The sequence below is a fragment of the Blautia sp. Marseille-P3087 genome, from assembly GCF_900120195.1.
Taxonomy (GTDB): domain Bacteria; phylum Bacillota; class Clostridia; order Lachnospirales; family Lachnospiraceae; genus Blautia_A.
Genome location: NZ_LT635539.1, coordinates 1,135,801 through 1,162,534, shown reverse-complemented (window position 1 = coordinate 1,162,534; position 26,734 = coordinate 1,135,801). Strand labels below are relative to the sequence as shown.

Genomic DNA, 26,734 nt, shown 5'->3' with positions numbered 1-26,734 from the left:
GGATATGATTCTGTATATCTTATTCGTATTTTACTGAAATATGTATCATAAAAGTAAATGTTTAGCAGGGAGGTTTTTATGTCACTTCAGTTTATTATTGGAAATTCCGGCGCGGGTAAATCGTACGCAGCATATCAGAATGTGATACGCGAAGCCTCACGAAAGCCGACAAATATGTATTATGTAATCGTTCCGGAGCAGTTTACCATGCAGACACAGAAAACACTTGTAGAAATGCATCCGCAAAAAGGAATCTTAAATATTGATGTACTGAGCTTTGAACGACTGGCGTACCGTATTTTTGAAGAAGTCGGCGGTGATACACGGAAAGTTCTGGAAGAGACCGGAAAGAATATGGTTCTTCTGAAACTGGTACAAATGAACCAGAAAAAACTTGTCTATCTGAAAAATCAGATGAAAAAGCCGGGCTATCTCGATGAAGTGAAATCCCTGCTCTCGGAGTTTATGCAGTATGAAGTCCATGAAGAAGAAATGGATAAGATGATCAATGACGCAGAGGATAAGCCGCTTCTGCAGATGAAATTAAAAGATGTGTCTGTCCTTTATCAGGCATTTCGGGAATTTCTGTCAGATCATTTTATGACATCAGAAGAAGTTCTGGAAGTTCTTGCAAAAGAAATTCCGTTTTCACGGAAACTGCGTGGCAGTACAGTCATACTTGATGGTTACACGGGATTTACACCGGTACAGCATACGGTTATCCGGGAACTTCTGGCAGTCTGCAAAAAAGTTTCCGTGACGGTCACGATGGATGTCAGAGAAGAATTTTTGGCAAAGGGAAAGCCACATGAATTATTTTATATGAGTCATAAAATGATTCGTTCTTTAAGTGAATTTACGAAAGATGTGGAAGAACCAGTCTGGATAAAGAGCGGCAGCCGTTCCCGGTTTGCCGATTCGCCTGCCCTTGGCTTTCTGGAGAAGAATCTGTTTCGTTATCACAGAAAAACATATGATAAAGAGCAGAGTGAGGTACAGCTTTTTCAGGAGGGAACACCGGAGAGAGAGATGCAGGAGACTGCAAGAAGAATTATCCGGCTGGTACGGGATTCACAGTACCGCTACGGGCAGATCGCTGTGATTACAGGGAATCTTGAAGAATACGGAAGTATTGCAAGACATGTCTTTGAAGAAGCCGGAATTCCGTTTTTTATAGATGAGAAACATTCTGTATTGATGAATCCATTCGTGGAATATGTGCGTGCAGCACTGGAGATGGTAAGTCAGGGATTCAGTTATGAAAGCGTGTTCCGATATCTGCGCTGCGGTATGTCCGATATTTCCAGAAGTGAGACAGATCGTCTGGAAAATTATGTGTTGGCGCTCGGAATTCATGGATTTCGAAAATGGGATGAGAGATGGGTGCGGCTCAGTCGCGATATGGATCCGACATCGATCATGGAACTGAATGTTATCCGGGAGCGTTTTGTGACAGAGGTTCGATCCCTTGCAGAAGGCTTTGCCGGAAAGAAAAAAACAGTCGCAGAATACAGCAGGTGTCTCTATGAATTTATAGTACAGAGCCGCGTGCAGGAAAAACTTGGAGTACAGGAGCTTTTATTTAAGCAGCACGGCGACCGTGCAATGGAAAAAGAATATACCCAGATTTACGGGATCGTGATGAACCTCCTTGATAAAATGGTCAGCATTCTCGGGGAAGAAACGGTGTCTGCAGAAGAGTACCGTCAGCTTCTTGAGACGGGTATGGGACAGGCAAAAGTAGCATTGATACCGCCGGGAATCGATCAGGTACTGGTAGGCGATATGGAGAGAACGCGACTGAAAGATATCCGTGCGTTGTTTTTCGTAGGAGTGAATGAAGGCTGTATACCGAAGAATACGGAGTCAGGGGGCATCCTTACGGAGATGGACAGAGATTTTCTTGGAGAACAGGGAATCGAGCTGGCACCGGGTCCCAAAGAACTGATGAATACGCAGCGGTTTTATCTGTATCTCAACCTTACGAAGCCATCCGAGAGACTCTGCCTTTCGTACAGTATGTCCAACGGCAAAGGCGAAGCGACGGGACCGGCATTTCTGATCCGGACCATGCAGACACTTTTTCCGAAACTGAAAACAGAACATGCGCAGGAGCCGCGAAATGAACTGGATCTGATCGAGACACCGAATACAGCAGTAGAATATCTCCTGTCTTGCCTGACTGATGAAGAAAAAAGAAAAGACAATCCGGTATTTGAAGAACTGTACAGCTGGTATTTGAATAGTCCTGAATATCGTACAGTAACGGAAAAATTGACAGAAGCTGCATTTATCCGCAAACCGATCGATCAGATCAGCAAAAGTGTAGCGAAAGCTCTGTACGGGGAAGTCTCACCGAACGGTGCAATAAGACTGGAACGTTTTTCTGCATGTGCGTTTGCTCATTTTCTGAAATATGGTCTGGAAGTAAAGGAACGTGCAGAATACGAATTTAAGGCGATGGATATGGGAAATGTGATCCATCAGGCACTGGAAGATTTCGCAGCAGAAATTCACAGAAGAAAGCTTAAGTGGAGCGAACTTTCGGATGAACTGCGGGATGCGATCGCAGATGAATGTCTGGACAAGATCAGCGCCGATTACGGTAATACGATCCTTCAGAGCAGTGCAAGAAACCAGTATATGATCGAACGTACACGAAGGATTCTTAGAAGGACAGTCTGGGCACTGCAGGAACAGCTTCGAAACGGTAAATTTCAGCCGGAGGGATTTGAGGTTTCGATCGGAGGCGGACGGATTGACCGTCTGGATGTCATGAAGACAGACGATAAAGTCTATGTAAAGATCATTGATTATAAGACAGGAAATACGACATTTGATCTGGTCAGCATTTATTACGGTCTCCAGATGCAGCTTGTCGTCTACATGGATGCGGCGGTAAAGGCGGAGCAGCGAAAATATCCGGATGCAGAGGTGAAACCGGCAGGAATTTTTTATTACAATGTCAAAGATCCTATGCTGCAAAAAGAGATGGAAGATGATCTGGACGGACTGGATCCGGAAATCTTTAAGAAACTCAAAATGAATGGTCTGGTTCTGGCAGAAGATGAAGTAATCAGCGGTCTGGACAGGACAACCGTTTCTCTGCCGATGTCTTATACATCAACAGGGCTGTTTCGGAAAGGGTCTTCTATAGCCAGTGAAAATGAATTTGCACTTCTGGATGCCTATGTCAAAAAGAAGATCACTGATATCCGGGAGGCAATACTGGATGGTAATGCAGAAGTTTCTCCTTATGAGATGGGGAACAGGAATGCTTGCACTTACTGTCCGTATCAGGGGACATGTGGATTTGACCGCAAGATACCGGGATATGAGTTTCGCAGACTGAAGCAGTTTGCAGACGATGAGATATGGAAAGCATTTGAAAAGGAGGTGGATGACGAATGGGAGTAATTTGGACTGAGGAGCAGCAGAAAGTGATTTCGCTCCGTAACCGGAATATTCTGGTAAGTGCAGCAGCAGGATCCGGAAAAACTGCCGTTCTTGTAGAACGTATTTTAAGCAAGATCTGCGATCCTAAGAAACCAGTCGACATAGACCGTCTTCTGATCATGACGTTTACCCGCGCGGCGGCAGGGGAAATGAAAGAACGTATCTCAGCGGCAATTGATCAGAAACTGTACGATAATCCGGATAATGAACATCTTCAGCGCCAGGTCTCACTGATACATAATGCACAGATTACGACCATCGATGGTTTTTGTGCATATATCATCCGAAATTATTTTCATATGATCGATCTGGATCCGGGATATCGTACAGCAGAAGAGGGAGAACTGAAACTTCTGCGCGAAGATGTGATGAAGGAAGTGCTGGAAGAGGCATATGCGCAGAAAGATGAGAAATTTCTGAATCTGGTAGAGTGTTATGCAAACGGCAAAACCGATGATGAAATCCGGGATATGATCTATAAGTTATATGATGCTTCTATGAGTCATCCGTTTCCGGAGGAGTGGATTGAAGAATGCCTGAGAGTCTATCAGGTGGATAATGTAGAAGATCTTCGGAGTACCAAGTGGATGACACTTCTCTGGGATGCGGCAGAGGAATGTATTTCGGAGATCGATGATCTGTTGGAACGTGCCACACATATCTGCCGGGAAATTGATGGTCCGTATTTTTACGAAACAGCATTGGAAAGTGACAGTCTCCTTCTGAAAGAAGCAAAAGAACGTGCAGCAAAGAGGGACTATAATGGTATGGCATCACTTCTGGCAGCACATAAATATGCACGTCTTTCTGCCAAAAAAGATCTGAATGTAGATGAAGAAAAGAAAAAACAGGTGAAAGACCTTCGTGATACAGAAAAATATATATGGAAAGAACTGGAAGAGCACTATTTCAGCCAGTCTGAAGAACATATTCTGGAGGCATTGAAATACTGCCGGAAACCTATGGAGGGACTGGCGCGGATCACATTACAGTTTAAAGCGGCATTTGCGGAAAAAAAACGAGAAAAAAATGTTCTGGATTTTTCAGATATGGAACACTTTGCCCTGGAAATACTGATGAAAAAAGAAGACGAAGATCTCATCCCAAGTACTGCTGCGAAAGAATTATCTGCCAGATATGAGGAAGTAATGGTGGACGAATATCAGGACAGCAACCTTGTACAGGAAATGATCACTAATCTGGTGTCCGGCTGGGCGGATGGACGTAAAAATATTTTTATGGTAGGAGATGTAAAGCAGAGTATTTACAGATTCCGACTTGCAAGACCGGAACTTTTTATGGAGAAATACCACAGCTATTCTCTTGAAGATGCAAAAGAACAGCGTGTGGATCTGTACAAAAATTTTCGAAGCAGGAGAGAAGTTTTATCTTCGGTTAATTACATTTTTCGCCAAATCATGGGGAAAGATCTCGGGGGCATTACTTATGACGACGAAAATGCACTTTATACAGGAGCTTCTTTTCCGGAAAAAGAACATACAGCGGGAGAGAAAACAAATGACTCCGAAAATACAACAGAAGTTCTTCTGATCGAAAAGGACGGGGAAGAACTGTCAGAAGAAGAAAATGGAAATCAGACGGTACAGGAACTGGAAGCACTGGCCATTGCACAACGGATCCGAAGGATGGTCGGCAATGAGGAGGTGCTGGATAAAGAGAACGGCAGATATCGGAAAGTTGAATACGGAGATATTGTGATTTTACTTCGTTCAGCGACAGGATGGGCGGAACCATTCAGTCAGGTGCTGACATCCAAAGGTATTCCGGTTTACAGTGCATCGCGGACAGGATATTTCTCAGCACAGGAAGTCGTTACCCTTTTGAATTATCTGAGAGTCTGTGATAATCCATTGCAGGATATTCCACTGACAGGTGTACTGCATTCTCCGATTGTGGGATGCACAGTGCAGGAGCTTGCAATCCTTAAGAGTCGCTGCCCGGACGGGATGCTTTATGAGAGCCTTTGTGCATACTGCGAACTGGAACAGGCGGAACTGACAGAGGAGGAAAAGTGCCTGCAGGAAAAATTATGCGCTTTTCAGGCTCAGCTGGAAGAGATGCGGAATTTGTCCGCGTATACACCGGTACATGAACTGATTCTTCACATTCTTTCCGAGACGGGATATGCAGATTATGTAAAAGCTGTGCCGGGAGGTGCGCAGCGTGGGGCAAACATTCATATGCTTGTGGAAAAGGCAATGGATTATGAGAAGACGAGTTACCGTGGACTGTTTAACTTTGTCCGTTATATCGAAAAGCTCCAGAAGTATGAGGTGGATTTTGGCGAAGTAAATCTTGCAGATGCCGGAAGTGGTGCGGTGCAGATTATGACGATCCACAAGAGCAAGGGTCTGGAGTTTCCGGTCGTATTTGCAGCCGGAATGGGGAAACAGTTCAATTTTCAGGATATCAACAGTCGTTTTCTGATCCATCCGGATATGGGATTTGGGGTAGATGTGATCCTTCCGGAAAAAAGACTGATTCTTTCTGCGGTTCATAAGCAGATCATCCGCAGACAGTTACAGAGAGAAAGTCTGGGAGAAGAGCTGCGTGTGCTTTATGTAGCGCTGACAAGAGCAAAAGAAAAGCTGATCATCACAGGATGTATCGGTAAACTGCCAGATGTCTGTAATGCATTAAGTGTTTATATGGATCATGAAGAACCGCTTCTTCCGATGACCGTGCGCGGAAAGGCAAGAACTTACTGGTCTTACATTTTGCCGGCGCTTGCAAGGCATCCGGCAATGCAGGAACTGTTTCATGAATATGGAATCACAGAGAGACCGGCTGTGGTCTGCGAGAAGGAAAATGCGCATTTTACAGTACACAAAGTGACCGTGGCAGAACTGGTTCAGGGTGAAATTCTGGGGCAGACGGATACGCAGATGCAGGAAAAATTTCTGAAAGAATGGGACAGTAACAGAATCTACGATGAAGAGGTCCACAAGCTGCTGAAAAAGCGTTTCAGTTATCAGTATCCATATGCATATCTTAGGGATCTTCCGGTGAAAGTAAGTGTTTCCGAACTTAAGAAGCGTAGCTGGCACGGGGAAGATGACCGAGAGGAAGCACTGTTTTCAGAGCCGGATATTGTGCCGCTGGTGCCGGATTTTATATCAGGGGGAGCAGAAGAATATAAGGGAGCCGCACGGGGAACGGCATATCACCGTCTGATGGAGTGCCTGGATTACACAGCAGTGGATTCAGAAAACCAGATCCACAAACAGATCACTGCCCTTACAGAAGCCAAAAAGATGGCATACGAAGAAGCGCAGTGCATCCGGATACAGGATATCATGACATTTTTGCATTCGGAGATCGGGCAGCGTATGAAAAAAGCTTTTGAGGAAAATCAGTTATACAGAGAACAGCCATTTGTACTTGCACAGAGTATGAAAAATATCGAAAAAGACTGGAATGGTGAGGAAACGGTTCTGGTACAGGGAATCATTGATGCGTATTTTGTAGAAAATGATGAAATCGTACTTGTCGATTACAAGACGGATAAGGTTCGAAAGGGTGAGGAACAGTATCTGATCGATCATTATCATACACAGCTTGAAGATTATGCGCAGGCACTGGAACGCATGTTGCAGAAAAAGGTAAAAGAAACTTATATTTATTCATTTACACTTGGAAAAATGATCCCGGTCTGAAATATGATATAAGGTAACTATTCAGAAGGTAGTATCCCGCGAGGCGTTTTGGCATGTTTTTTGCCAAAATCCCGAGACATATAAGGCAAAATGCCATCACCGAAGGTGATTTGGAATGCATTTTGACTCGTAACTGTGAGGGTACTGAACAGTTATGACATAAGATATATGACAGGAAATCAGTGGACGTGCCACCGGTGCCTCTTTGATATGCAATACAAAAAGTCCCGCAGGACAGAGAGATTACACTCTCCAGCCTGCGGGATATTTGTTTTTGAAGGTCTGGCCAACCAGCTTGCCAAAACCGAGCGGGTAGCCTTCGACACAGAGAAGATGCCACCCTTTTGTATGGGCAGCTTCTGCCGGTTCTATATTCAGGGTTTCACCTTTCAGGTAGCGTGTGAGCCGCTGATCATTTACGGAAAGAGAAATGATTCCGTCTACATCACCCTTTCGAAGTGCCAGTGCAAATGGTTCAGACGGCTCAAAGCGGTTTTTCTTGAGATCCCCGAGGTACAATCCGTTTCGTAGGAATGTAAGACCACGGAAATCACCGGTAACCGGAGGAAGGTAATAAACTTTGTCTTTACGTGTCTCGACACGGTTCCAGTCGAATGGCTGGCCGCTGAATGTTCTAAGCCCGATCTCCTTAAAGAAGAGTTCCAGCCATTTACGGGTGTCCGGATCAGGTTTTACATAAGAAAACTGTCCAATCAGATCAGTACGGCCTTCTTTGCGGAATAATGCCATAAAATGTCCCTCCCCCTGCATTTTGTGCGGGAAAAGGTGAACACAGCGGGAAAGTGCAGAATTGCCGTTTCCCCATGCCGGAATTCCGGGAGCGAAGCCTTCGTAAGTCGGAAGTTCCAGAAGCTCCATATCCGGGCGGTTTTCGAGAAGATAAGAAATGACTTCTTCATCTTCATTTGGAGCGAAGGTACAGGTGGAATAAAGAAGCTGTCCGCCGGGACGCAGCATATCCGCAGCCTGCAGGATCAGTTCTTTTTGCAGAACAGAAAGCTCGTCGGATTTTTCCGGTGTCCAGTCACGGGCAAGGGCTTCTTCCTTGCGGAACATACCTTCACCGGAACACGGCGCATCCAGCAGAATTTTATGGAAAAATTCCGGAAAACGATCTTTCAGATGTGCAGGTGTTTCGTTGGTCACGAACGCATTAGTGATACCAAAGAGTTCTACATTTCGAAGCAGTGCACGCGTCCGGGAAGAACTGATATCGTTAGCGACAAGAAGTCCACTGCCGTTTAACATGGCTCCCAGTGCAGTTGCCTTGCCGCCCGGCGCCGCGCAGAGGTCGAGGACGTTTTCTCCCGGAGTGACCGGCAGGCAGGAGGCCGGTGTCATGGCACTTGGCTCCTGCAGATAATAAAGTCCTGCCTGATACAGCGGACAGAAAGAAGGACGGACATCTTCAGGATAAAAATATCCGTTCGGGATCCACGGGATTGGCGTGACCGGAAACGGTACAATCTTTTCAAATTCTTCGCAGCTTATCTTTGCGGTATTGACACGCAGCCCGTAGGTGCGTGGCGCTTCATAGCTTTTTATAAAATCTTCGTATTCGTCACCCAGCATATTTTGCATACGTTCCAGAAATGCAGGGGAAAGAAGGTCGGTAATGTTATAGTCAGACATGTAATTCTCCTCGTTCAGTAAAATATCCTGAGGATTCGGCCACAGGAACTAAATATAATGAAATTATAAAATAGTTGAGGAAAATAGAAAATACTATTGACAAAACTATATTATATGACATATAGTATTGCTAACAAAATAATATTATATTAATTTACAATATTACAGGAAATATAAAAAGGAAGTGAGAGCATGGTATTTAACACAGGTGCGGCACTTCTGGATGCGATCGTTTTAGCTGTAGTATCGAAGGAGAAAGACGGAACCTACGGTTACAAGATCACCCAGGATGTACGGAGTGTGCTGGATGTATCCGAATCAACGCTGTATCCGGTGCTGAGGAGACTGCAGAAGGATGAATGCCTGGAGACATATGATCAGGCTTATGCAGGCAGGAACCGCAGATATTATAAGATCACAGAGAAAGGCATGGCACAGCTGAATCTCTACAGAGTCGAATGGAAAGCCTATTCGACAAAGATTTCGAAGCTGTTTGAGGGAGGCATAGAATTATGAACAGAGCGCAGTTTATGGAACAGTTAAAGAAACTGCTTTCTGATATCTCAGAGGAGGAAAGACAGGAGGCTCTTGATTATTATGAGAGTTATTTTGATGATGCCGGAGAAGATCAGGAAGCAGAGGTGATCCGGGAGCTTGGAAGCCCGGGTAAAGTTGCGGCAATTATCAAAGAAGACTTAAAGAACAGTTCGCAGAATTACGGAGAATTTACAGAAAGCGGATATCAGGATGAGCGTGTAGATGATGAACGGCAGATGCCACAGAGTCGTGCAGAGAAAGGCTATCATGCAGAGCGCAGGGGCGGTAAGGCAGGTGTGATACTTGTACTGATCCTTCTGGTATTTATTTCACCATTGATCAAGGGTGTAGCCGGTGGGATCATCGGATTTATTGTGGCACTGATCTTACTTCCGCTTATCCTTGTACTTGGCGCAGGGGCAGTTGTTATCGCACTCTTTGTAATCGCAGTGATTGCAATTGGCGCCGGTATTGGAGCATGTGTGACAGCGGCACCGGCATTTGGTGCTCTTGGAATCGGCATTGGCCTGATTTTGCTTTCTCTTGGCCTGGTTGGACTTGTATTTTTTGTATGGGCGTCGAGCCGTGCACTTCCGGCAATTCTTCGCAGGTTCACGGATTTTTGCGGCAATATATTAAACAGGGGCAAAAAGGGAGGTGACCGGGCATGAGAAAATTTTCAAAAGTGGTACTGGTCATAGCAGCGGCTGTCGGTGTAGTGGGAATTGGTCTGACGATAGGTGGTGTTTCAATGGGCGCAACGATCACGGGATTGAACTTATCCAAAGACGGATTAGGCAGTGCTGTCCGGCAGACTGCAAAATATGTAAGTTTTGGGGATGAAGATGACTGGAATCAGGACTGGGATGAGATTGATGAATCGGACAGTAAAGAGGCAGCCGGAACAAACGGAGAAATCTATCTGGTAGATGGAGTATCAAAACTCGATCTTTCTATCAGAACAGGAGAACTTTATCTTAAAGAATACAATGGAAATGAGATAAAAGTTGAAGTTTCAGGGAAACATAGAGAGAAAGTACGTGTCGGACAGGAAGGAGATACGCTGGTTCTGGAAAGCATCGGCAGGGTGCAGGACAGAGAAATTACGGTCAGTTATCCGAAGAAAACGGAATTTGAGGAGGCGTCTGTAGATGTGGTAGCCGGTACCGTAAATCTGGATGATAATTTTTATGCAAAAAAACTGGAGGTATCTGTAGCTGCCGGAGAATTTACAAATGACAGTACGATTACAGCAGTGAAAGCAGAGCTCACTGTTGGCACAGGAAATATTGATCTTGAAAATCTGAAAGTACAGAATCTGGAAGCAGATTGCGGAATCGGAAACATCGATCTGGGTATTGATGGAAAAGAGAAGGATTATGATTATGAAATCTCCTGTGCGGCAGGCGCGATAGATATCGGTGACAGTTCTTTTAGCGGCCTCGGGCATGAGAAAAAAATCAGCAATCCGGGATCATCCGGAAAGATGACTTTCGACTGTGGTGTCGGAAATATCACTGTGGATTTTGAGTAATGATAAGAACAACGAAATCAAACTTTTTCAGAAAGAAGGATTTTACTATGAGGAATAAACGACTTTACAAATCATCTGTTAATTACATGCTCTGTGGTGTCTGCGGTGGTATTGCAGAATACTTCGATATAGATCCGACACTGGTGCGTCTTGCATGGGTGCTCCTGACCTGCTTCGGCGGTGCGGGAATCTGGGCGTACATCATTGCTGCGATCATTATTCCGAAGAGCTGATAAAGGTGTATATTTTTCTGAAAAAATGTCTATACTCTGAGAAATGAATAAAAGGAGTAATCAGGACATGAATAAAGAAAAAGAAGTGGAAGCCTATCTTAAGAATGAACTTCCGGAAGAAGAAAAGCTGAAATATGAGATTGCGCAGGAGCTTGGAGTGCTGGATAAAGTACTGGAAGGTGGATGGAAAAGTCTTTCGGCAAAAGAAACCGGGAGGATCGGTGGCCTTGTGGCAGGCAAACGTAAAGAAAATGAAAATTAGGACACAGAAAAGTTGCTGTGAACGGAGTGAACAGTAACACAGAAAAAACACTGTTCGGATGTTGTTCCGAGTGGTGTTTTTTTGTTATAATAAAAGTAAGATACTTCGGAGTCATCCGCAGGTAGAAACTTATTATACATAACAACGAAAACAGGAGAAAAATATGGCAGATATGCAGAACGCATATGTAAAACTTGATAAGGTATCAAAAATATATAAAATGGGAGAAGTCAAGATCAAGGCAGTCGATGAGATCGGCTTCGAAATATCAAAAGGAGAATTTGTGGTTATCGTCGGACCGAGTGGCGCGGGCAAAACGACGGTTCTCAATATCCTTGGAGGCATGGACACTGCAACGAAGGGAACGGTGCTGGTGGACGGTAAAAATATCACAGATTATAACAGCCGCCAGCTGACTGCCTACCGCCGGGATGACATCGGATTTGTATTTCAGTTTTATAATCTGGTGCCGAACCTTACTGCACTTGAAAATGTTGAACTTGCCATGCAGATCTGTAAGAATCCGCTGGACGCAGGCAAAGTATTAAAAGAAGTAGGACTTGAAGACCGTATGGGAAATTTTCCGGCACAGCTTTCTGGTGGAGAGCAGCAGCGTGTGTCCATTGCACGTGCACTGGCCAAGAATCCGAAGCTTCTGCTCTGTGATGAGCCGACCGGTGCACTTGATTATCAGACTGGTAAGGCAATACTGAAACTTTTGCAGGATATGTGCCGCCAGAAGGGAATGACCGTGATCGTTATCACACACAATTCGGCGCTGACGCCGATGGCAGACCGTGTGATCCATATTAAGAACGGAACGGTTTCTTCAATGGAAATGAATGAGCATCCTACACCGGTGGAGGAAATCGAATGGTAGGAAAAAGAAAACATAGAAAAAAAGCACTGCATAAAGAATTCTGGATGGAAGTGCGCAAGAGCCGGGCACGTTTTATTTCAATTTTCTGTATTGTTGCACTCGGTGTTGCTTTTTTCTCCGGAATTCAGGCGGCGTCTCCGGACATGAGAATGTCGGGTGATGCCTATTATAACATATCAAAACTTATGGATCTCAAGATTATCGGTACAATGGGACTGACGGAGGATGATGTGAAAGCGGTGCAGGAACTTTCGGGAGTCGGAAGTGTGGAAGGTGCATATTCTACAGATGTGATCTGTGGAGAAAATGATTCACTGAAAGTCCTTCATGTGGAATCCTTAAATAAAGAAGTCAATCAACTCACTTTGACAGAAGGCAGTCTTCCGGAAAAAAGCGGCGAGTGTTTTCTGGATTCCACGTTTGCAGAATCGCAGGGATATGAAGTGGGCAGCAAGCTCGTAATCCGGCAGGAGGGAGATTCGAAGCTTCTGAAGACGGAAGAGTACACGGTTACAGGTATCGGAAAGAGCCCTCTTTATATTTCGTTCAACAGAGGCAATACCACGGTGGGATCCGGCGAGGTAAATGGCTTTGCGTATGTGCTTCCGGAAGAGTTTGATTCTGAGTTTTTTACGCAGATTTATGTGCGCACAAATGAGGTGGAAAAGGTCACCAGCTATACCGATGCATACGAAAATCTGATTGATAAGGTTCAGAAAAAAGTCGAGGGAATTGAAGAAGGGCGCTGTCAGATACGCTATGATAAAGTTATGTCAGAGGCACAGGACAAGATATCTGATGCAGAAAAAGAACTGGAAGACGGTAAGAAAGAAGCCGACGAAAAGCTTGCCGATGCCAAGAAGAAACTGGACGATGGCGAAAAAGAGTTAAAAGACGGCGAGAAGAAATATAATGACGGCAAAAAGCAGCTTGAAGATGCCCGTAAAGAGCTGGAAGACGGTAAGAAACAGCTCGCGAATGCAAAAACGCAGATCCGTGACGGCAGAAGTCAGATCGCATCTGCGAAAGAACAGGCGGCGGACGGAAGAACACAGTTGGAAGCTGCGCAGAAGCAGTTGGATGATGGATGGAGCCAGTATAATGCCGGAAAGCAACAATATGACGAAGGCAAAGCGAAATTTGATGCAGCCAAAAAGGAGTTCGAGGCAGGCAAACAGAAGATTGCAGATGCAAAAGCTGATTTAGATAAGAAGCAGCAGGAACTTACTGCGGGTATTGCACAGGTAAAAGCCGGACAGACCACAGTAGATACACAGATTGCACAGCTTAATGCGCAGATTCCGCAGCTTGAGGCAGGAATCAGTCAGCTGGAGCAGGCTGCGGCCGGACTTGCGGGGGCACAGCAGGCAGTGGAGGCAGCACAGAGTGCAGTCAGTCAGGCACAGGATGAGGTAAATGCAGCACAGGCGGCTTATGATGAAGCAAAGCAAAAAGCAGATGCCGGAGATGAAGAAGCGAAGGCGCAGCTTGATGCGCTTGCGCAGAATCTTTCAGAAGCGCAGGCAGCACTTGGGGATGCAAATACAGCAGTTGGAACCGCACAGGCGACACTTAATGCATGTCAGCAGGCAGATGCACAGAAAACAGAGCTTGAAAATAATCTGGCATCAGCAAACAGTGGACTTACGACTCTTCAGGCGAAAAAAACCGAACTTGCAGGAACACTCGCGACACTGAATGAAAATCAGACACAGATCGACAGCGGCCGTACAACGCTTAATGCGCAGGAAGCAAAGCTAATTTCGGCACAAAAAGAACTTGATACAAACGAAAAGACGCTTGCAGCCAGCAAGAAGCAGCTGGATGCAAGTCTTAAGAAGCTTCAGAGCGGACAAAGTGAACTGGATGCAAATCGTACAAAACTTGATTCCGCAGATGCAGAGATTGCTGCAAATGAAGCAGAGCTTAATTCAGGCGAGGCAGAGATTGCCGCAAATGAGAAGAAACTGACCGACGGCGAAAAAGAAATCAGGGAAAATGAGGAAAAATTAAAAGATTCCGAGCAGAAATTAAAAGATGCCCGTAAAGAGCTGGAAGACGGCAAGAAAGATTATGAAGACGGCCAAAAGGAAGCTCAGGATGAAATCAAAGACGGCCAGCAAAAAATAGACGATGCAAAGAATGAACTGAACGATCTGGAAAAACCGGAGTGGATCATCACAGACCGTAACGGACTTCCGGAGTATTCAGATTATGGAGATAATGCAGATCGAATCAAAAATATTGGTGAGGTTTTTCCTGTGATCTTTTTCCTGGTCGCTGCGCTGATCAGTCTTACGACCATGACGCGAATGGTCGAAGAACAGAGAACACAGATCGGAACGATGAAGGCACTGGGCTACAGCAAGATTCATATTGCCTCGAAGTATTTAAGTTATGCATTTCTGGCGACGGCAGGAGGCAGTATTGTCGGTATCCTGATCGGTGAAAAGATATTGCCGTTTATCATTATCAAAGGATATGGAATGATGTACCACAATGTAGATAAAACACTGCAGATCCATTACGAACTTAAGTATGCACTGACTGCTTCGGTGGCAGCACTGATCTGTACTGTCGGGGCAACTGTATTTTCATGCTATCGTGCGCTGGCAGAGACACCGGCATCCCTGATGCGTCCGCCGGCACCAAAAGAAGGCAGGAGAATCCTTCTGGAGCGGATGCCGTTCCTGTGGAAACACCTGAATTTTACATGGAAATCCTCTCTTCGAAACCTGTTCCGCTACAAGAAACGTATGTTTATGACAGTTTTCGGAATTGCAGGAAGTATGGCACTGATGCTGGTCGGTTACGGAATCCGGGATTCAATTTCTGATATTGTAAAGCTTCAGTATACAGACCTCCAACGTTATGATGCGATGATCATATCGGACGATGATGCGACCGATGCAGAGAAAAAGGAACTGCAAAGTTCTCTGGAGCAGAATGAAGATCTGGATCATTATACAAATATCCAGCTTACCAAGCTTACAGCGCCGAACGGAAAATCAAATTTAAGTGTGTATGTTTATGTACCGGAAGATCTGGAAAAATTCAAAAAAGATGTTACTTTACAGAACCGTGTCACGAAGCAGTCTTATGAGTTACCGGAAGAAGGTGCGGCAGTCAGTGAAAAAACAGCGACACTTCTCGACTTAAAAGCCGGAGATGAGCTGACATTGAAAAAAGACGACAAAGAATACAAAGTAAAGATTTCCGTGATCACCGAAAACTATGCCGGACATTATGTATACATGTCTCCACAGGTATATGAAGAAAACTTTGGCGAGAAACCGGATTACAGTGACATTGTATTTAAGGTAAAGGACAAATACAAAGATCAGCTTGAAGAAATCGGACAGAAGATCATGGAATCACCGGCTGTCTTAAGCATCAGTTACACATCCAGCACAGTAGAGATGGTAGACCGCATGCTCAGTACGCTGGGGAGCGTAATCGTAGTACTGATCGTGTCTGCCGGAATGCTGGCATTTGTTGTTCTTTATAATCTGAACAATATTAATATTACCGAGAGACAGAGAGAACTTGCGACACTGAAAGTCCTGGGTTTCTTTGATATGGAAGTGTCGCAGTACGTTCTGCGGGAAAACATTCTTCTTACGATTGCAGGAATCCTTGCAGGATCGGGATTTGGTATTCTGCTGCACCGTTATATCATTGTGACGATTGAGGTGGATGCCGTCATGTTCGGACGAAATATCCGCCCGGTCAGCTTTTTGTACTGTGCCGTGATCACCTGTATTTTCTCTGTGATCGTAAACATCTTTATGCATAACAAACTGAAAAAGATCGACATGGTCGAATCACTGAAATCTGTGGAATAAGTATACAGATAACTACAGGGAACCCCATAATCTGTGAAAAATATGCAATCCGTCTTGACAAGGCGAAAAAATGCAATTACAGTAGATGGGAGATGCTTTTTTTAATCAGGAGGACATTATGAGCAAAGAACTTGCAAAGACATATGACCCGAAGGGTCTGGAAGACCGCCTCTATCAGAAATGGATGGACAACGGATACTTCCACGCAAAAGTAAATCCAGATAAAAAACCGTTTACCATTGTTATGCCGCCGCCGAACGTAACCGGACAGCTTCATATGGGACATGCACTTGATGAGACCATGCAGGATATCCTGATCCGTTTCAAGAGAATGCAGGGGTATGAAGCTCTGTGGCAGCCGGGAACCGACCACGCTGCAATCGCAACAGAGGTTAAGGTTATTGACAAACTCAAAAAAGAAGGAATTGACAAACACGATATCGGACGTGAGGAATTCCTGAAACATGCATGGGCATGGAAAGAAGAGTACGGCGGAAAAATCATCAATCAGCTCAAGAAGCTCGGCGCATCTGCTGACTGGGAAAGAGAACGTTTTACAATGGATGAAGGCTGCTCCAGGGCTGTACAGGAAGTATTCATTCGTTTATACGAAAAAGGATATATCTACAAAGGCTCCAGAATCATCAACTGGTGTCCGGTATGCCAGACTTCTATTTCTGACGCAGAAGTTGAGCATGAGGATCAGGATGGATTTTTCTGGCACATCAATTATCCGATCGCAGGAGAAGAAGGACGTTTCGTAGAGATCGCAACTACCCGTCCGGAGACACTTCTCGGAGATACTGCAGTTGCAGTAAACCCGGAAGATGAGAGATATAAAGATCTGATCGGCAAGATGCTGAAACTGCCTCTTACTGACCGTGAGATCCCGGTGATCGCTGACGAATATGTAGATAAAGAATTCGGAACGGGCTGCGTTAAGATCACACCGGCACATGACCCGAATGACTTCGAAGTAGGCAAACGCCACAATCTTGAAGAAATCAACATCATGAATGATGATGCTACTATCAATTCTCTCGGCGGTAAATACGCAGGTATGGACCGTTATGAGGCACGTAAAGCCATGGTCGCAGATCTGGATGCACTGGGTCTTCTTGTGAAAGTAGTTCCGCATAATCACAGCGTCGGTACACATGACCGTTGTGGTACAACTGTAGAACCTATGATCAAACCGCAGTGGTTTGTACGTATGGACAAGATGGCACAGGCAGCTATGGATGCGCTGAAACCGGGCGAACTGGAATTTGTTCCGCCAAGCTTTGGCAAGACTTATCTGCACTGGCTTGAAAATATCCGTGACTGGTGTATTTCCCGTCAGCTCTGGTGGGGACACAGAATCCCGGCTTATTACTGCGATGAGTGCGGTGAAGTTGTAGTTGCAAAAGAAATGCCGGAGAAATGCCCGAAATGCGGATGCACACATCTGCATCAGGACGAGGATACTCTGGATACATGGTTCAGTTCCGCGCTGTGGCCGTTCTCTACACTGGGATGGCCGGAGAAGACACCGGAACTGGAGTACTTTTATCCGACAGATGTCCTTGTGACAGGTTATGATATCATCTTCTTCTGGGTTATCCGTATGGTATTTTCAGCACTTGAGCAGACAGGAGAAGTTCCGTTCCATCATGTACTGATCCACGGACTTGTACGTGACTCACAGGGACGTAAGATGAGTAAATCTCTCGGAAATGGTATCGATCCTCTGGAAGTTATTGATAAATACGGTGCGGATGCACTGCGTCTGACTCTGATCACAGGTAATGCACCTGGAAATGACATGCGTTTCTACTGGGAGCGTGTAGAGTCCAGCCGTAACTTTGCAAACAAGATCTGGAATGCATCACGATTCATTATGATGAATCTGGAAGGCAAGACCGTGACAGAACCGGCAGATCTGAATGATCTCTGCTTCGAAGACAAATGGATCCTTTCCAAGTTGAACACCGTAATTCGTGATGTTACAGACAATATGGACAAATACGAGCTCGGAATCGCTGTACAGAAAGTTTATGACTTCCTGTGGGATGAGCTTTGTGACTGGTACATTGAGATGGCGAAGGTCCGTCTCTGGAAAGCAGACGAAGATCCGAAGGCAGCAAACGATGCACTTTGGACTTTAAGAACAGCCCTGACTGAAGGTCTGAAACTTCTTCATCCGTATATGCCGTTTATCACAGAAGAAATCTACTGTACACTTCTTCCGGAAGAAGAATCCATCATGATTTCCGACTGGCCGGTATATAAGGAAGCATGGGTATTCCTGGAAGCAGAAAAAGCAGTTGAGAGCTTCAAGGAAGCTGTCCGCGGTATCCGTAATACACGTACTGAAATGAACGTACCGATGAACCGCAAGACCAGCCTCCATATTGTAGGCAAAGATGCAGAGACATGTGCAAGATATGAAGCATGCAAGAAATCCTTTGTAAACCTTGCATTTGCAAAAGAGATCCTTGTACAGGAAGATAAAGAAGGCATCGGCGAGGATGCAGTATCTGTTGTTGTATCCGATGCAGTAGTTTATATGCCACTTGAGGATCTGGTAGACCGCGAAAAAGAGATGGAACGCCTTAAAAAAGAGCAGGATCGTCTCGCAAAAGAAATCGCAAGATGCCAGGGAATGCTGAGCAATCCGAACTTTGTCAATAAAGCTCCGGAAGCAAAAGTAAACGCGGAAAAAGAAAAACTTCAGAAATATGAAGAAATGATGGAAAAAGTAAATACACAGCTTAAACAGATGGATAAATAATAAAGGAGCATTTGGATGAGATTGTATAAAGTGTGCAATAAGATTTCTTTGCTGCTTCATGTACTTGGCAGTGCCGCCGGTTACTTCCTGATCGAAGCGATCAGCCGCCATTCTTTCATAGAGGCATGGAATTATATGACAGGAAAACCGCTGGTATTTGCATATAATGCGGGACTGATCTTTGTCACCAGCCTGATCGCGTATCTGTTCCGCCGGAGGACATTCTGGCGAGTGCTGATCGCAATATTCTGGCTGCTTCTCGGAATCATAAACGGCATAATCCTTGCAAACAGGGTTACACCGTTTACCGGTCCCGATCTGCATCTTCTGACAGATGGTATGGCAATCTTAAACAAGTATCTGCCTGCATGGGGCGTGATAATTGCATTGATCGTGCTGGGGCTGTTTGTCATTATTCTTCTGGCGCTTCTTGTCAGGGGTCCGAAGTATAAACGCAGAGTGAAATTTCGCTATGATCTTTTAATGGTAGTTGTCGCTGTGGCGGCATTTGCAGGAATTACACAGCTTGCTCTGGATAAGAGAGTACTTTCCAATTACTTTGGTAATATTGCATTTGCCTATGAGGATTACGGATATCCATATTGTCTGGCAGTTACGATCTTTGATACAGGAATCAGCTGTCCGAGGGATTATTCCGAAAAGGAAATCCAGAGAATTGAGAAGACGGAAGACAATCTTCCGGCGACAAGCGAGAGCAGTAAGCCGAACATCATTTTCCTGCAGCTGGAATCTTTCTTTGATCCGACACTGGTCAATTATCTGAAGGTTTCGGAAGATCCGATTCCGAATTTCCGGAAACTCATGAAGGAGTATACCTCCGGTTATTATAAAGTTCCGTCCGTAGGTGCCGGTACTGCAAATACTGAGTTTGAATCAATCACCGGTATGAGTCTGCATTATTTCGGACCGGGTGAGTATCCGTATAAGAGTATTCTGAAAGAAACGACTTGCGAAAGTGCACCTTATGTACTGAAAAACCTGGGTTATACCACACATGCGGTACATAACAATGAAGCCAATTTCTATGGAAGAAGGAGTATTTTCCCAAATCTTGGATTTGATACTTTTACTTCGGCAGAATATATGCCGGAGGAAGACGATAAGAACCCGCTTGGCTGGACAAAGGATGAAGTCCTCACAGATGAGATCATCAAGTGCCTGGATTCTACGGAGGGATTGGATTATATTTATACGATTTCCACGCAGGGACATGGTGCTTATCCAGAAGAACAGTTGATCGATGATCCGGAGATCACCGTTACCGGTTCAGCTACCGAAGCACAGAATAATCAGTGGGAATATTACTGTAACGAAATCCATGAGATGGATAATTTTGTAAAAGAACTGACAGATGCACTTGCAGATTATCCGGAAGACGTGATCCTTGTTATGTACGGTGACCACCTTCCGACTATGGGACTGACAGTTGAAGACCTGAAAAATAAATACCTGTTCCAGACACAGTATGTTATGTGGGACAATTTTGGCATGGAAAAGAAAGACGTCAATCTGGCAGCTTATCAGATGGCGGCTGAGGTAATGGACCGTGCCGGAATCCATGAAGGAACAATCTTCCGTTATCATCAGGCCAGAAGAAACACCAGAAACTATCAGGTGGATCTGGAAACACTGCAGTATGATCTGCTGTATGGAGATCGTTATTCTTATAAAGAAAACGGAGAGACTTTCGAGCGGACCAAAATGCATATGGGCCTTTATGATGTATCGCTGGATTCCATGGAACTTGTTTCGGACACGGACTTCACTTATCGGCTGAAGGGTACGAATTTCACGCCGTCCAGTCAGGTAAAACTGAATGGAGAATGGGTAGATACCGTATATGTTAATCCTACGACGCTGATGATCTCAGGAACGGAATTAAACGATTTTGACAGAGTTTCCGTTTCACAGCGAAGCAACAGCTCGACGAAAAAAGCACTGAGCAAGAGCTACGATCGATCGGCATATATGCTGTATTCTGAAAATAAATGGAAACTTCTGACGGAAGAAAATGAATCCTGACGAATAAAAGATTACGATTAGTACTGGACATCTTTCACCACTCATATATAATGATATCGTAGCGTTCTGATTTTTTTAGACCGGAACGCTGCGAATACATTAGATAAAGTGGTGAATTTTTTTATGAATTACGAAGAAGCTGTTGCTTATATTGAAGAAACTCCGAAATTTACAACCAAAAACAAACTGGAGCATACAAAAGAATGCCTGAGACGTCTCGGCAGTCCCGAGGAGCGTTTTAATGTTATTCACGTAGCCGGAACAAACGGAAAAGGCAGTACCTGTGCGTTTCTGACATCAATCCTTCGTGAGGCAGGATATTCCTGCGGGTTATTTACTTCTCCGCATCTTGTTACGATCAATGAGCGATTTCAGATCAATGAAAAAAATATTGAAGATGATACTTTTCTGCATGCCTTTGAAAAAGTAAAAAAGCTCGCAGATGAACTTGTTGCAGAGGGCAGTTATCATCCGACGTATTTTGAATTCCTGTTTCTGATGGGAATGGTGATATTTGCCGACGCAGGTGTGGATTACGTGGTCCTTGAGACAGGACTCGGTGGAAAACTGGACGCAACGACTGCGGTAGAACATCCGCTGGCATGTGTGATCACATCGATCAGTTTTGACCATATGCAGTATCTGGGAAACACGATTACTGCGATTGCAGGCGAAAAGGCTGGCATCATTGTGCCGGGAGTACCGGTAATCTATGACGGCAACGATCCGGAGGCAGCACAAGTCATCAGTGAGAGAGCAGAGGAACTTGGCAGTCCGTGCTATGAAGTGAAGAGAGAGGATGCGAAGATCCTCCGAAACACAATGTCGGGCATTGATTTTTTGTTTAAGAATGAGTATTATGGAAATACAGCATTTTCCATACCGTTTATAGCAAAGTATCAGGTTATGAACAGTATGCTTGCGCTGAAAACAATCGAGGTTATGAAGAATCATATTGCTGCATCTGAAGATGCGGTACGCCGTGGCATCCGTGAGACACGCTGGCAGGGACGGATGGAAACTGTTCTTCCGGGTGTGATCGTGGACGGAGCACACAATGAGGACGGTGTCGAAAAATTTGTTGAAACTGCCGCTTATTTTCAGAAAGACTACCCGCTGACACTTCTTTTTTCAGCAGTGGATGATAAGGATTATACAGATATGATCCGGACGATTCTTGACAAGATCAGTTTCCGTCATGTGATCGTAACGCAGGTGGGCGGATACCGTAAGGTTCCGGCAGAACACCTTGCAGAGATATTTAAAGAGCAGGGATGTCCGAGCGCAGAAGCGTGTGAAAATGTGGAGATGGCATTTAAGAAGGCACTTGAGCAGAAGGGCGAGGATGGAATGCTGTTCTGTGTTGGTTCTCTTTATCTGGTAGGCGAGATCAAGACGGCTATCCTGAAGGGAATCGGAAAATAAAGGAGAACGATATGATCGATTACGAAGAAGAACTGAAAAAATTTGAACCATGTCTGGATGTTACAGACGCTGAAGGTGCGATTTATGACAGAGAGCTGACAGATATTCTGGATGTACTTCAGGAAGTCTTAAGAGAAGCCAAGAGTAACCGACGGATAAAGTAAATATAAGGAGAACTACATGAACTGTATGAACTGCGGTGCATTTCTCACAGACCGGGATCTCGATTACTGCCCGAACTGTGGATATAATGTACTGATTCAGAAAAAAGTAGATTACCTGTCCAAAGTTTTCTATAATCAGGGGCTGGAAAAGGCAAGTATTCGTGACCTTTCCGGTGCGATCGCCTGTCTGAAACAGAGCCTTATGTATGACAAACGAAATATCCAGGCGCGTAATCTTCTGGGACTGGTTTATTTTGAGACGGGAGAGGTAGTTTCTGCGCTCAGCGAATGGGTGATCAGCAAAAACCTTCAGCCGACAAGAAATCAGGCATCCGAGTATATTAATAAACTGCAGGCAAACCCGAATAAGCTTGCAGCGATCAATGAAACGATCAAGAAATACAATCATGCACTGCTTCTGTGCAGGGAAGGGCATGAGGATATGGCTGCGATCCAGCTGCGTAAGATCCTTGCACAGAACTCAAAGCTGATCAAGGGATATCATCTTCTGGCACTTATCCAGATCAAAAACGAAGAATGGAACCGCGCGCGAAGAATCCTCAAAAAAGCTGCCAGAATCGATAAGACAAATACAACAACACTTCGATTCTTACGTGAAGTAGACGAGCAGACCGGAGTGACCACAAAACTCGAGAAGAAAAATAAAAAAGGTTTATTCCGTTCCGGCAAGATAAAGGCAGATGAAGATACAGATCTTTTAAATGTGGATCGTATGGCTCCACAGACGATATACAAAGAACATTCACGTATTTCAGCGTTTTTTATACTGGTTACAGGGATTCTTGCAGGTGCCGCGGCATTCTGGCTCCTTGCGGTTCCGGCGATACGTCAGGGAATCTATCAGGAGGCTAATCAGCAGATCGTGCAGTACAGTGAATCTCTTGCAAGTCAGGGCGCAGAGCTCAATAAAGCACAGGGCGAAGCGAAGGAATCCGGCGATACGGTAGAATCAGTGACACAGGAGCTGACAACTGAGCAGGCAAAGAGCGAGAGCTATCAGGCACTTCTGATGGCACTCAGCTATTATCAGCAGCAGGATATCGATGATGCAGCTGTAGAGATACAGAAGGTACATGTAGATGTCCTTACAGATGCTCAGAAGTCGATTTATACAACAATCAAGAATGCAACCGGTGTGGCCGGTGTTGGTGACACAGAACCGGCACAGACATCTTCTGACAGCGGGGATGGAAGTAGTGATGACGGAAGTTATGATAATACAAGTTATGATGACGGAAGTGATTACAGCTCGGACGACAGAAGCGACTACAGTGATGACAGCGGAGATTACGGAGACGAATATTACGAATAAAATTTGACAATAAGAAGAACCTCAGATAAGGGGATGTGCCATATGGCATGTCTCCTTTTTGTATTTATGTAATAGGAAATTACTCCGTAATGTTCCTATTACATAAAAACGCTCCGCGAGGATGCGATAGTGGGGAGATGCCAGTGGTGTGTCTGTGGATTCTTTTTTAAAACAGGTTAGGGGGAGAGAAAATGCAGGAAATGTATAAACTTGAGGGGACAGTACTTACTGTGGTTCTTCCGCAGGATGTGGATCATCCGGTAACGGACCTCGTACGCCGGGAGACGGATCATATTATAAATCAGAATTATATACGCACAATTATTTTTGATTTTACACATACGGAATTTATGGACAGTTCCGGGGTGGGGCTTTTGATGGGACGATACCGGGCAATGGGAATGCGCAAAGAGAGCATACGGGCAGCTGGTGTAAGCCGCCACATAGACCGGCTTTTACATTTGTCCGGATTGCATCGCTATATAGAAATTCAGACAGCAGAGGAGGAAGAAGCATGAAGGAAAATACAAACGAAATGATTCTGGTATTTGACAGCATTCCGGCAAATGAAGGACTGGCAAGAGTGACCGCGGCTTCTTTCTGTACGCAGCTTAATCCGACGCTGGAAGAAGTGGCAGATCTGAAGACTGCAGTCTCGGAGGCTGTGACCAACTGTATCATTCATGGATATGAAGGCAAAATCAATAAGATCGAAATGAAATTACAATATCATGGAAATGAACTGTATGTGCATATTACAGATTATGGAATCGGAATCGCGGACATTGAGAAGGCAATGGAACCGATGTATACCTCGAAGCCGGATCATGAGCGTTCAGGGATGGGATTTACCTTTATGGAGGCATTTATGGATGAGATACGTGTAGAATCACAGCCAGGCAAGGGGACTACTGTTCATATGAAGAAGACCATTGGCAGGCAGGGATAAATGTCGGAGGACACTCTTGCCCTGATCAGGCGTGCGCACCAGGGGGATAAAGAGGCGAGAGACCGCCTGTTTCATGAAAATACCGGACTGATCTACTGTGCAGCCAAGCGCTTTGTGGGACGTGGTGTGGATATGGAAGATCTCTTTCAGATTGGAAGTATAGGACTCCTGAAAGCAGTGGACAAATTTGATACATCTTATGATGTGAAATTTTCCACATATGCCGTGCCAATGATCATCGGAGAGATCAAACGTTTCCTGCGGGATGACGGGATCCTGAAGGTCAGCAGATCTATTAAAGAGAATCAGTATCGCATCGGGCGAAAAAGAGAAGAGCTGGAAAAAACACTGGGGAGGGAACCAACGCTTAAGGAACTGGCAGAGAGTGTGCAGATGCTGCCGGAAGAACTGGCAATGACAATGGATGCGGCAAATGATGTGGAATCTATTTATCAGATTATTTATCAGGGGGAGGGAAATGAACTGAGACTTCTGGATAAGATCCCGGAAAAAGAAAACCTCCACGACAGACTTCTGAACAAGATCTTTCTTGAAGAGCTTCTCAAAAGTCTGAACGCGGAGGAAAGAAAGCTTCTTTACATGCGCTATTTCCGGGAGATGACTCAGATGGAAACAGCAGATGAATTCGGCGTATCACAGGTTCAGATCTCGCGGATGGAGAAGAAAATTCTGAACCGTCTGCGTACGATTATTTGAATTTGATCTCTTTTCCTTCCAGACGCCACTGTCTGAATTCAGCAGATGCTGACAGAAGAAGGTCAGAAGAAGAGTTCAGGGCTGTTTCTACAGAGTCCTGAATAACACCGATGATGAATCCTACTGCAACGACCTGCATGGAAATGTCATCAGAAATACCAAACAGGGAGCATGCCATCGGGATCAGAAGCAGAGATCCGCCGGCAACACCGGATGCACCACATGCAGACAGTGCTGCAAGAAGGCTTAAGATGATTGCGGTCGGGATATCTACGTGGATACCAAGTGTAAAGGCTGTTGCCATGGTCATGACGGTGATCGTGATTGCTGCACCATCCATGTTGATTGTAGCACCAAGCGGAATCGTTACAGAATAAGTATCACGGTCAAGTCCCATCTCTTCACAGACCTTCATATTGACAGGAATGTTGGCAGCAGAACTTCTGGTGAAGAATGCGGTCAGCGCACTTCTCTTCAGACAGTGGACGATCAGCGGGTATGGATTCTGGCGGATACACCAGTAAACCAGAAGCGGGTTAGTCACAAAGTAGATAAAGAGCATACATCCTACCAGCAAAGCAAGCAATTTTCCGTAAGTAGTGAAGATCTCCAGACCGTTTGTGGATACAGTGTTGAATACAAGACCGAAGATACCGAACGGAGCCATGTTGATGATCCAGGAAACAACAGTAGATGTTCCGTTTGCGATATCATTCAGTACATTTTTGGTCATGTCATTTGCTGCACGGAATGCAAGTCCGAGAAGAATCGCCCACGTAAGGATGCCGACGTAGTTGGCATTTACAAGGGAAGATACCGGGTTGGCAACCACATTTAAAAGAAGGTTGTTTAACACTTCAGCGATGCCCTGTGGTGCGGCTGTGTCTGTAGCTGCGGCAGTGGCCAGTGTAAGTTTTACCGGGATTGCCATGCTGGCAAATACAGCGATGACAGCGGCAAGTACGGTGCTGAACATGTAAAGTATGATAACTGTCTTGATAACACCGCCGTGGGAGTTTCCTGCGTTACACAGAGAACTGATAACCAGAAAGAATACCAGCAGAGGTGCAATTGCTTTCAAAGCGCTTACAAAGACATCTCCGAGGATGGAGATACCGGTAGCTCCCGGGATTGTGAGACCAAGGATCGCTCCGAGTACAAGTCCGACAAGGATTCTTTTGACCAGAGCAATTTCGGTCCATTTGTTCCATAACTTTTTCATATTTTCGCTCCTTTAACGTTGTAAAATGATA

The 26,734-nt window shown here is 45.0% G+C and carries 19 protein-coding genes; 17 read left to right on the top strand and 2 right to left on the bottom strand.

Annotated features, from left to right (window positions below; translation table 11 throughout):
- Nucleotides 1-78: 78 nt before the first annotated feature.
- Both BQ7344_RS05640 and addA read left to right on the top strand, forming a co-directional pair.
- On the top strand, nt 79-3,417 hold the full coding sequence (locus BQ7344_RS05640) for a PD-(D/E)XK nuclease family protein (RefSeq protein ID WP_072521779.1): 3,339 nt from the start codon (nt 79-81) through the stop codon (nt 3,415-3,417).
- Complete coding sequence (gene addA / locus BQ7344_RS05635; RefSeq protein WP_072521778.1) at nt 3,408-7,133, top strand: helicase-exonuclease AddAB subunit AddA; 3,726 nt, start codon at nt 3,408-3,410, stop codon at nt 7,131-7,133. The genes BQ7344_RS05640 and addA overlap by 10 nt, the downstream gene beginning before the upstream one ends.
- 243 nt (nt 7,134-7,376) lie before the next feature.
- Here addA and BQ7344_RS05630 read toward each other — a convergent pair whose 3' ends face one another.
- Nucleotides 7,377-8,786 (bottom strand): RsmF rRNA methyltransferase first C-terminal domain-containing protein, encoded by a 1,410-nt coding sequence (locus BQ7344_RS05630; protein ID WP_072521777.1) that lies wholly within the window; start codon nt 8,784-8,786, stop codon nt 7,377-7,379.
- Between the two features lie 192 nt (nt 8,787-8,978).
- Here BQ7344_RS05630 and BQ7344_RS05625 point away from each other — a divergent pair, with 192 nt between their 5' ends.
- The 15 genes from BQ7344_RS05625 (at nt 8,979) to BQ7344_RS05560 (ending at nt 25,481) form a co-directional block, all read left to right on the top strand.
- Nucleotides 8,979-9,302 (top strand): PadR family transcriptional regulator, encoded by a 324-nt coding sequence (locus BQ7344_RS05625; RefSeq protein ID WP_072521776.1) that lies wholly within the window; start codon nt 8,979-8,981, stop codon nt 9,300-9,302.
- A complete protein-coding gene (locus tag BQ7344_RS05620; RefSeq protein WP_083585493.1) occupies nt 9,299-9,994 on the top strand; it encodes a DUF1700 domain-containing protein in 696 nt (231 codons plus the stop codon). The genes BQ7344_RS05625 and BQ7344_RS05620 overlap by 4 nt, the downstream gene beginning before the upstream one ends.
- Nucleotides 9,991-10,857 carry a DUF4097 family beta strand repeat-containing protein gene (locus tag BQ7344_RS05615; RefSeq protein ID WP_072521774.1) on the top strand — a complete coding sequence of 289 codons (867 nt, stop codon included), beginning with the start codon at nt 9,991-9,993 and terminating at the stop codon, nt 10,855-10,857. Before BQ7344_RS05620 ends, BQ7344_RS05615 begins: the two co-directional genes overlap by 4 nt.
- Nucleotides 10,858-10,904: 47 nt before the next feature.
- Nucleotides 10,905-11,090: a PspC domain-containing protein gene (locus tag BQ7344_RS05610; protein ID WP_072521773.1), complete on the top strand. Its 186-nt coding sequence runs from the start codon at nt 10,905-10,907 to the stop codon at nt 11,088-11,090.
- A 67-nt stretch (nt 11,091-11,157) separates the two neighbouring features.
- A complete protein-coding gene (locus BQ7344_RS05605; protein WP_072521772.1) occupies nt 11,158-11,352 on the top strand; it encodes a small, acid-soluble spore protein, alpha/beta type in 195 nt (64 codons plus the stop codon).
- 163 nt (nt 11,353-11,515) lie between these two features.
- Nucleotides 11,516-12,232 (top strand): ABC transporter ATP-binding protein, encoded by a 717-nt coding sequence (locus tag BQ7344_RS05600; protein ID WP_181985337.1) that lies wholly within the window; start codon nt 11,516-11,518, stop codon nt 12,230-12,232.
- Nucleotides 12,226-16,077, top strand: a complete 3,852-nt coding sequence (locus tag BQ7344_RS05595) for an FtsX-like permease family protein (protein ID WP_072521771.1) — start codon at nt 12,226-12,228, stop codon at nt 16,075-16,077. The genes BQ7344_RS05600 and BQ7344_RS05595 overlap by 7 nt, the downstream gene beginning before the upstream one ends.
- A 118-nt stretch (nt 16,078-16,195) precedes the next feature.
- On the top strand, nt 16,196-18,850 hold the full coding sequence (locus BQ7344_RS05590; protein ID WP_072521770.1) for a valine--tRNA ligase: 2,655 nt from the start codon (nt 16,196-16,198) through the stop codon (nt 18,848-18,850).
- Nucleotides 18,851-18,865: 15 nt separating this feature from the next.
- Nucleotides 18,866-20,893 (top strand): sulfatase-like hydrolase/transferase, encoded by a 2,028-nt coding sequence (locus BQ7344_RS05585; RefSeq protein WP_072521769.1) that lies wholly within the window; start codon nt 18,866-18,868, stop codon nt 20,891-20,893.
- A gap of 123 nt (nt 20,894-21,016) precedes the next feature.
- The gene (locus BQ7344_RS05580; protein ID WP_072521768.1) at nt 21,017-22,318 is read left to right on the top strand and encodes a bifunctional folylpolyglutamate synthase/dihydrofolate synthase; all 1,302 of its coding nucleotides are present in this window, start codon (nt 21,017-21,019) and stop codon (nt 22,316-22,318) included.
- A gap of 11 nt (nt 22,319-22,329) precedes the next feature.
- Nucleotides 22,330-22,482 carry a hypothetical protein gene (locus tag BQ7344_RS16285; RefSeq protein ID WP_015542233.1) on the top strand — a complete coding sequence of 51 codons (153 nt, stop codon included), beginning with the start codon at nt 22,330-22,332 and terminating at the stop codon, nt 22,480-22,482.
- Between the two features lie 16 nt (nt 22,483-22,498).
- Nucleotides 22,499-23,815 carry a tetratricopeptide repeat protein gene (locus tag BQ7344_RS05575; RefSeq protein WP_072521767.1) on the top strand — a complete coding sequence of 439 codons (1,317 nt, stop codon included), beginning with the start codon at nt 22,499-22,501 and terminating at the stop codon, nt 23,813-23,815.
- 191 nt (nt 23,816-24,006) lie between these two features.
- Nucleotides 24,007-24,333 carry an anti-sigma factor antagonist gene (locus tag BQ7344_RS05570; RefSeq protein ID WP_072521766.1) on the top strand — a complete coding sequence of 109 codons (327 nt, stop codon included), beginning with the start codon at nt 24,007-24,009 and terminating at the stop codon, nt 24,331-24,333.
- Complete coding sequence (gene spoIIAB / locus BQ7344_RS05565) at nt 24,330-24,764, top strand: anti-sigma F factor (RefSeq protein WP_072521765.1); 435 nt, start codon at nt 24,330-24,332, stop codon at nt 24,762-24,764. Before BQ7344_RS05570 ends, spoIIAB begins: the two co-directional genes overlap by 4 nt.
- Entirely contained in the window at nt 24,765-25,481 is a 717-nt protein-coding gene (locus BQ7344_RS05560) for a SigB/SigF/SigG family RNA polymerase sigma factor (RefSeq protein ID WP_072521764.1), read from the top strand.
- Here the strand turns inward: BQ7344_RS05560 and sstT are convergent.
- Nucleotides 25,474-26,703, bottom strand: a complete 1,230-nt coding sequence (sstT, locus tag BQ7344_RS05555) for a serine/threonine transporter SstT (protein ID WP_072521763.1) — start codon at nt 26,701-26,703, stop codon at nt 25,474-25,476. The genes BQ7344_RS05560 and sstT overlap by 8 nt on opposite strands.
- Between the last annotated feature and the right edge of the window lie 31 nt (nt 26,704-26,734).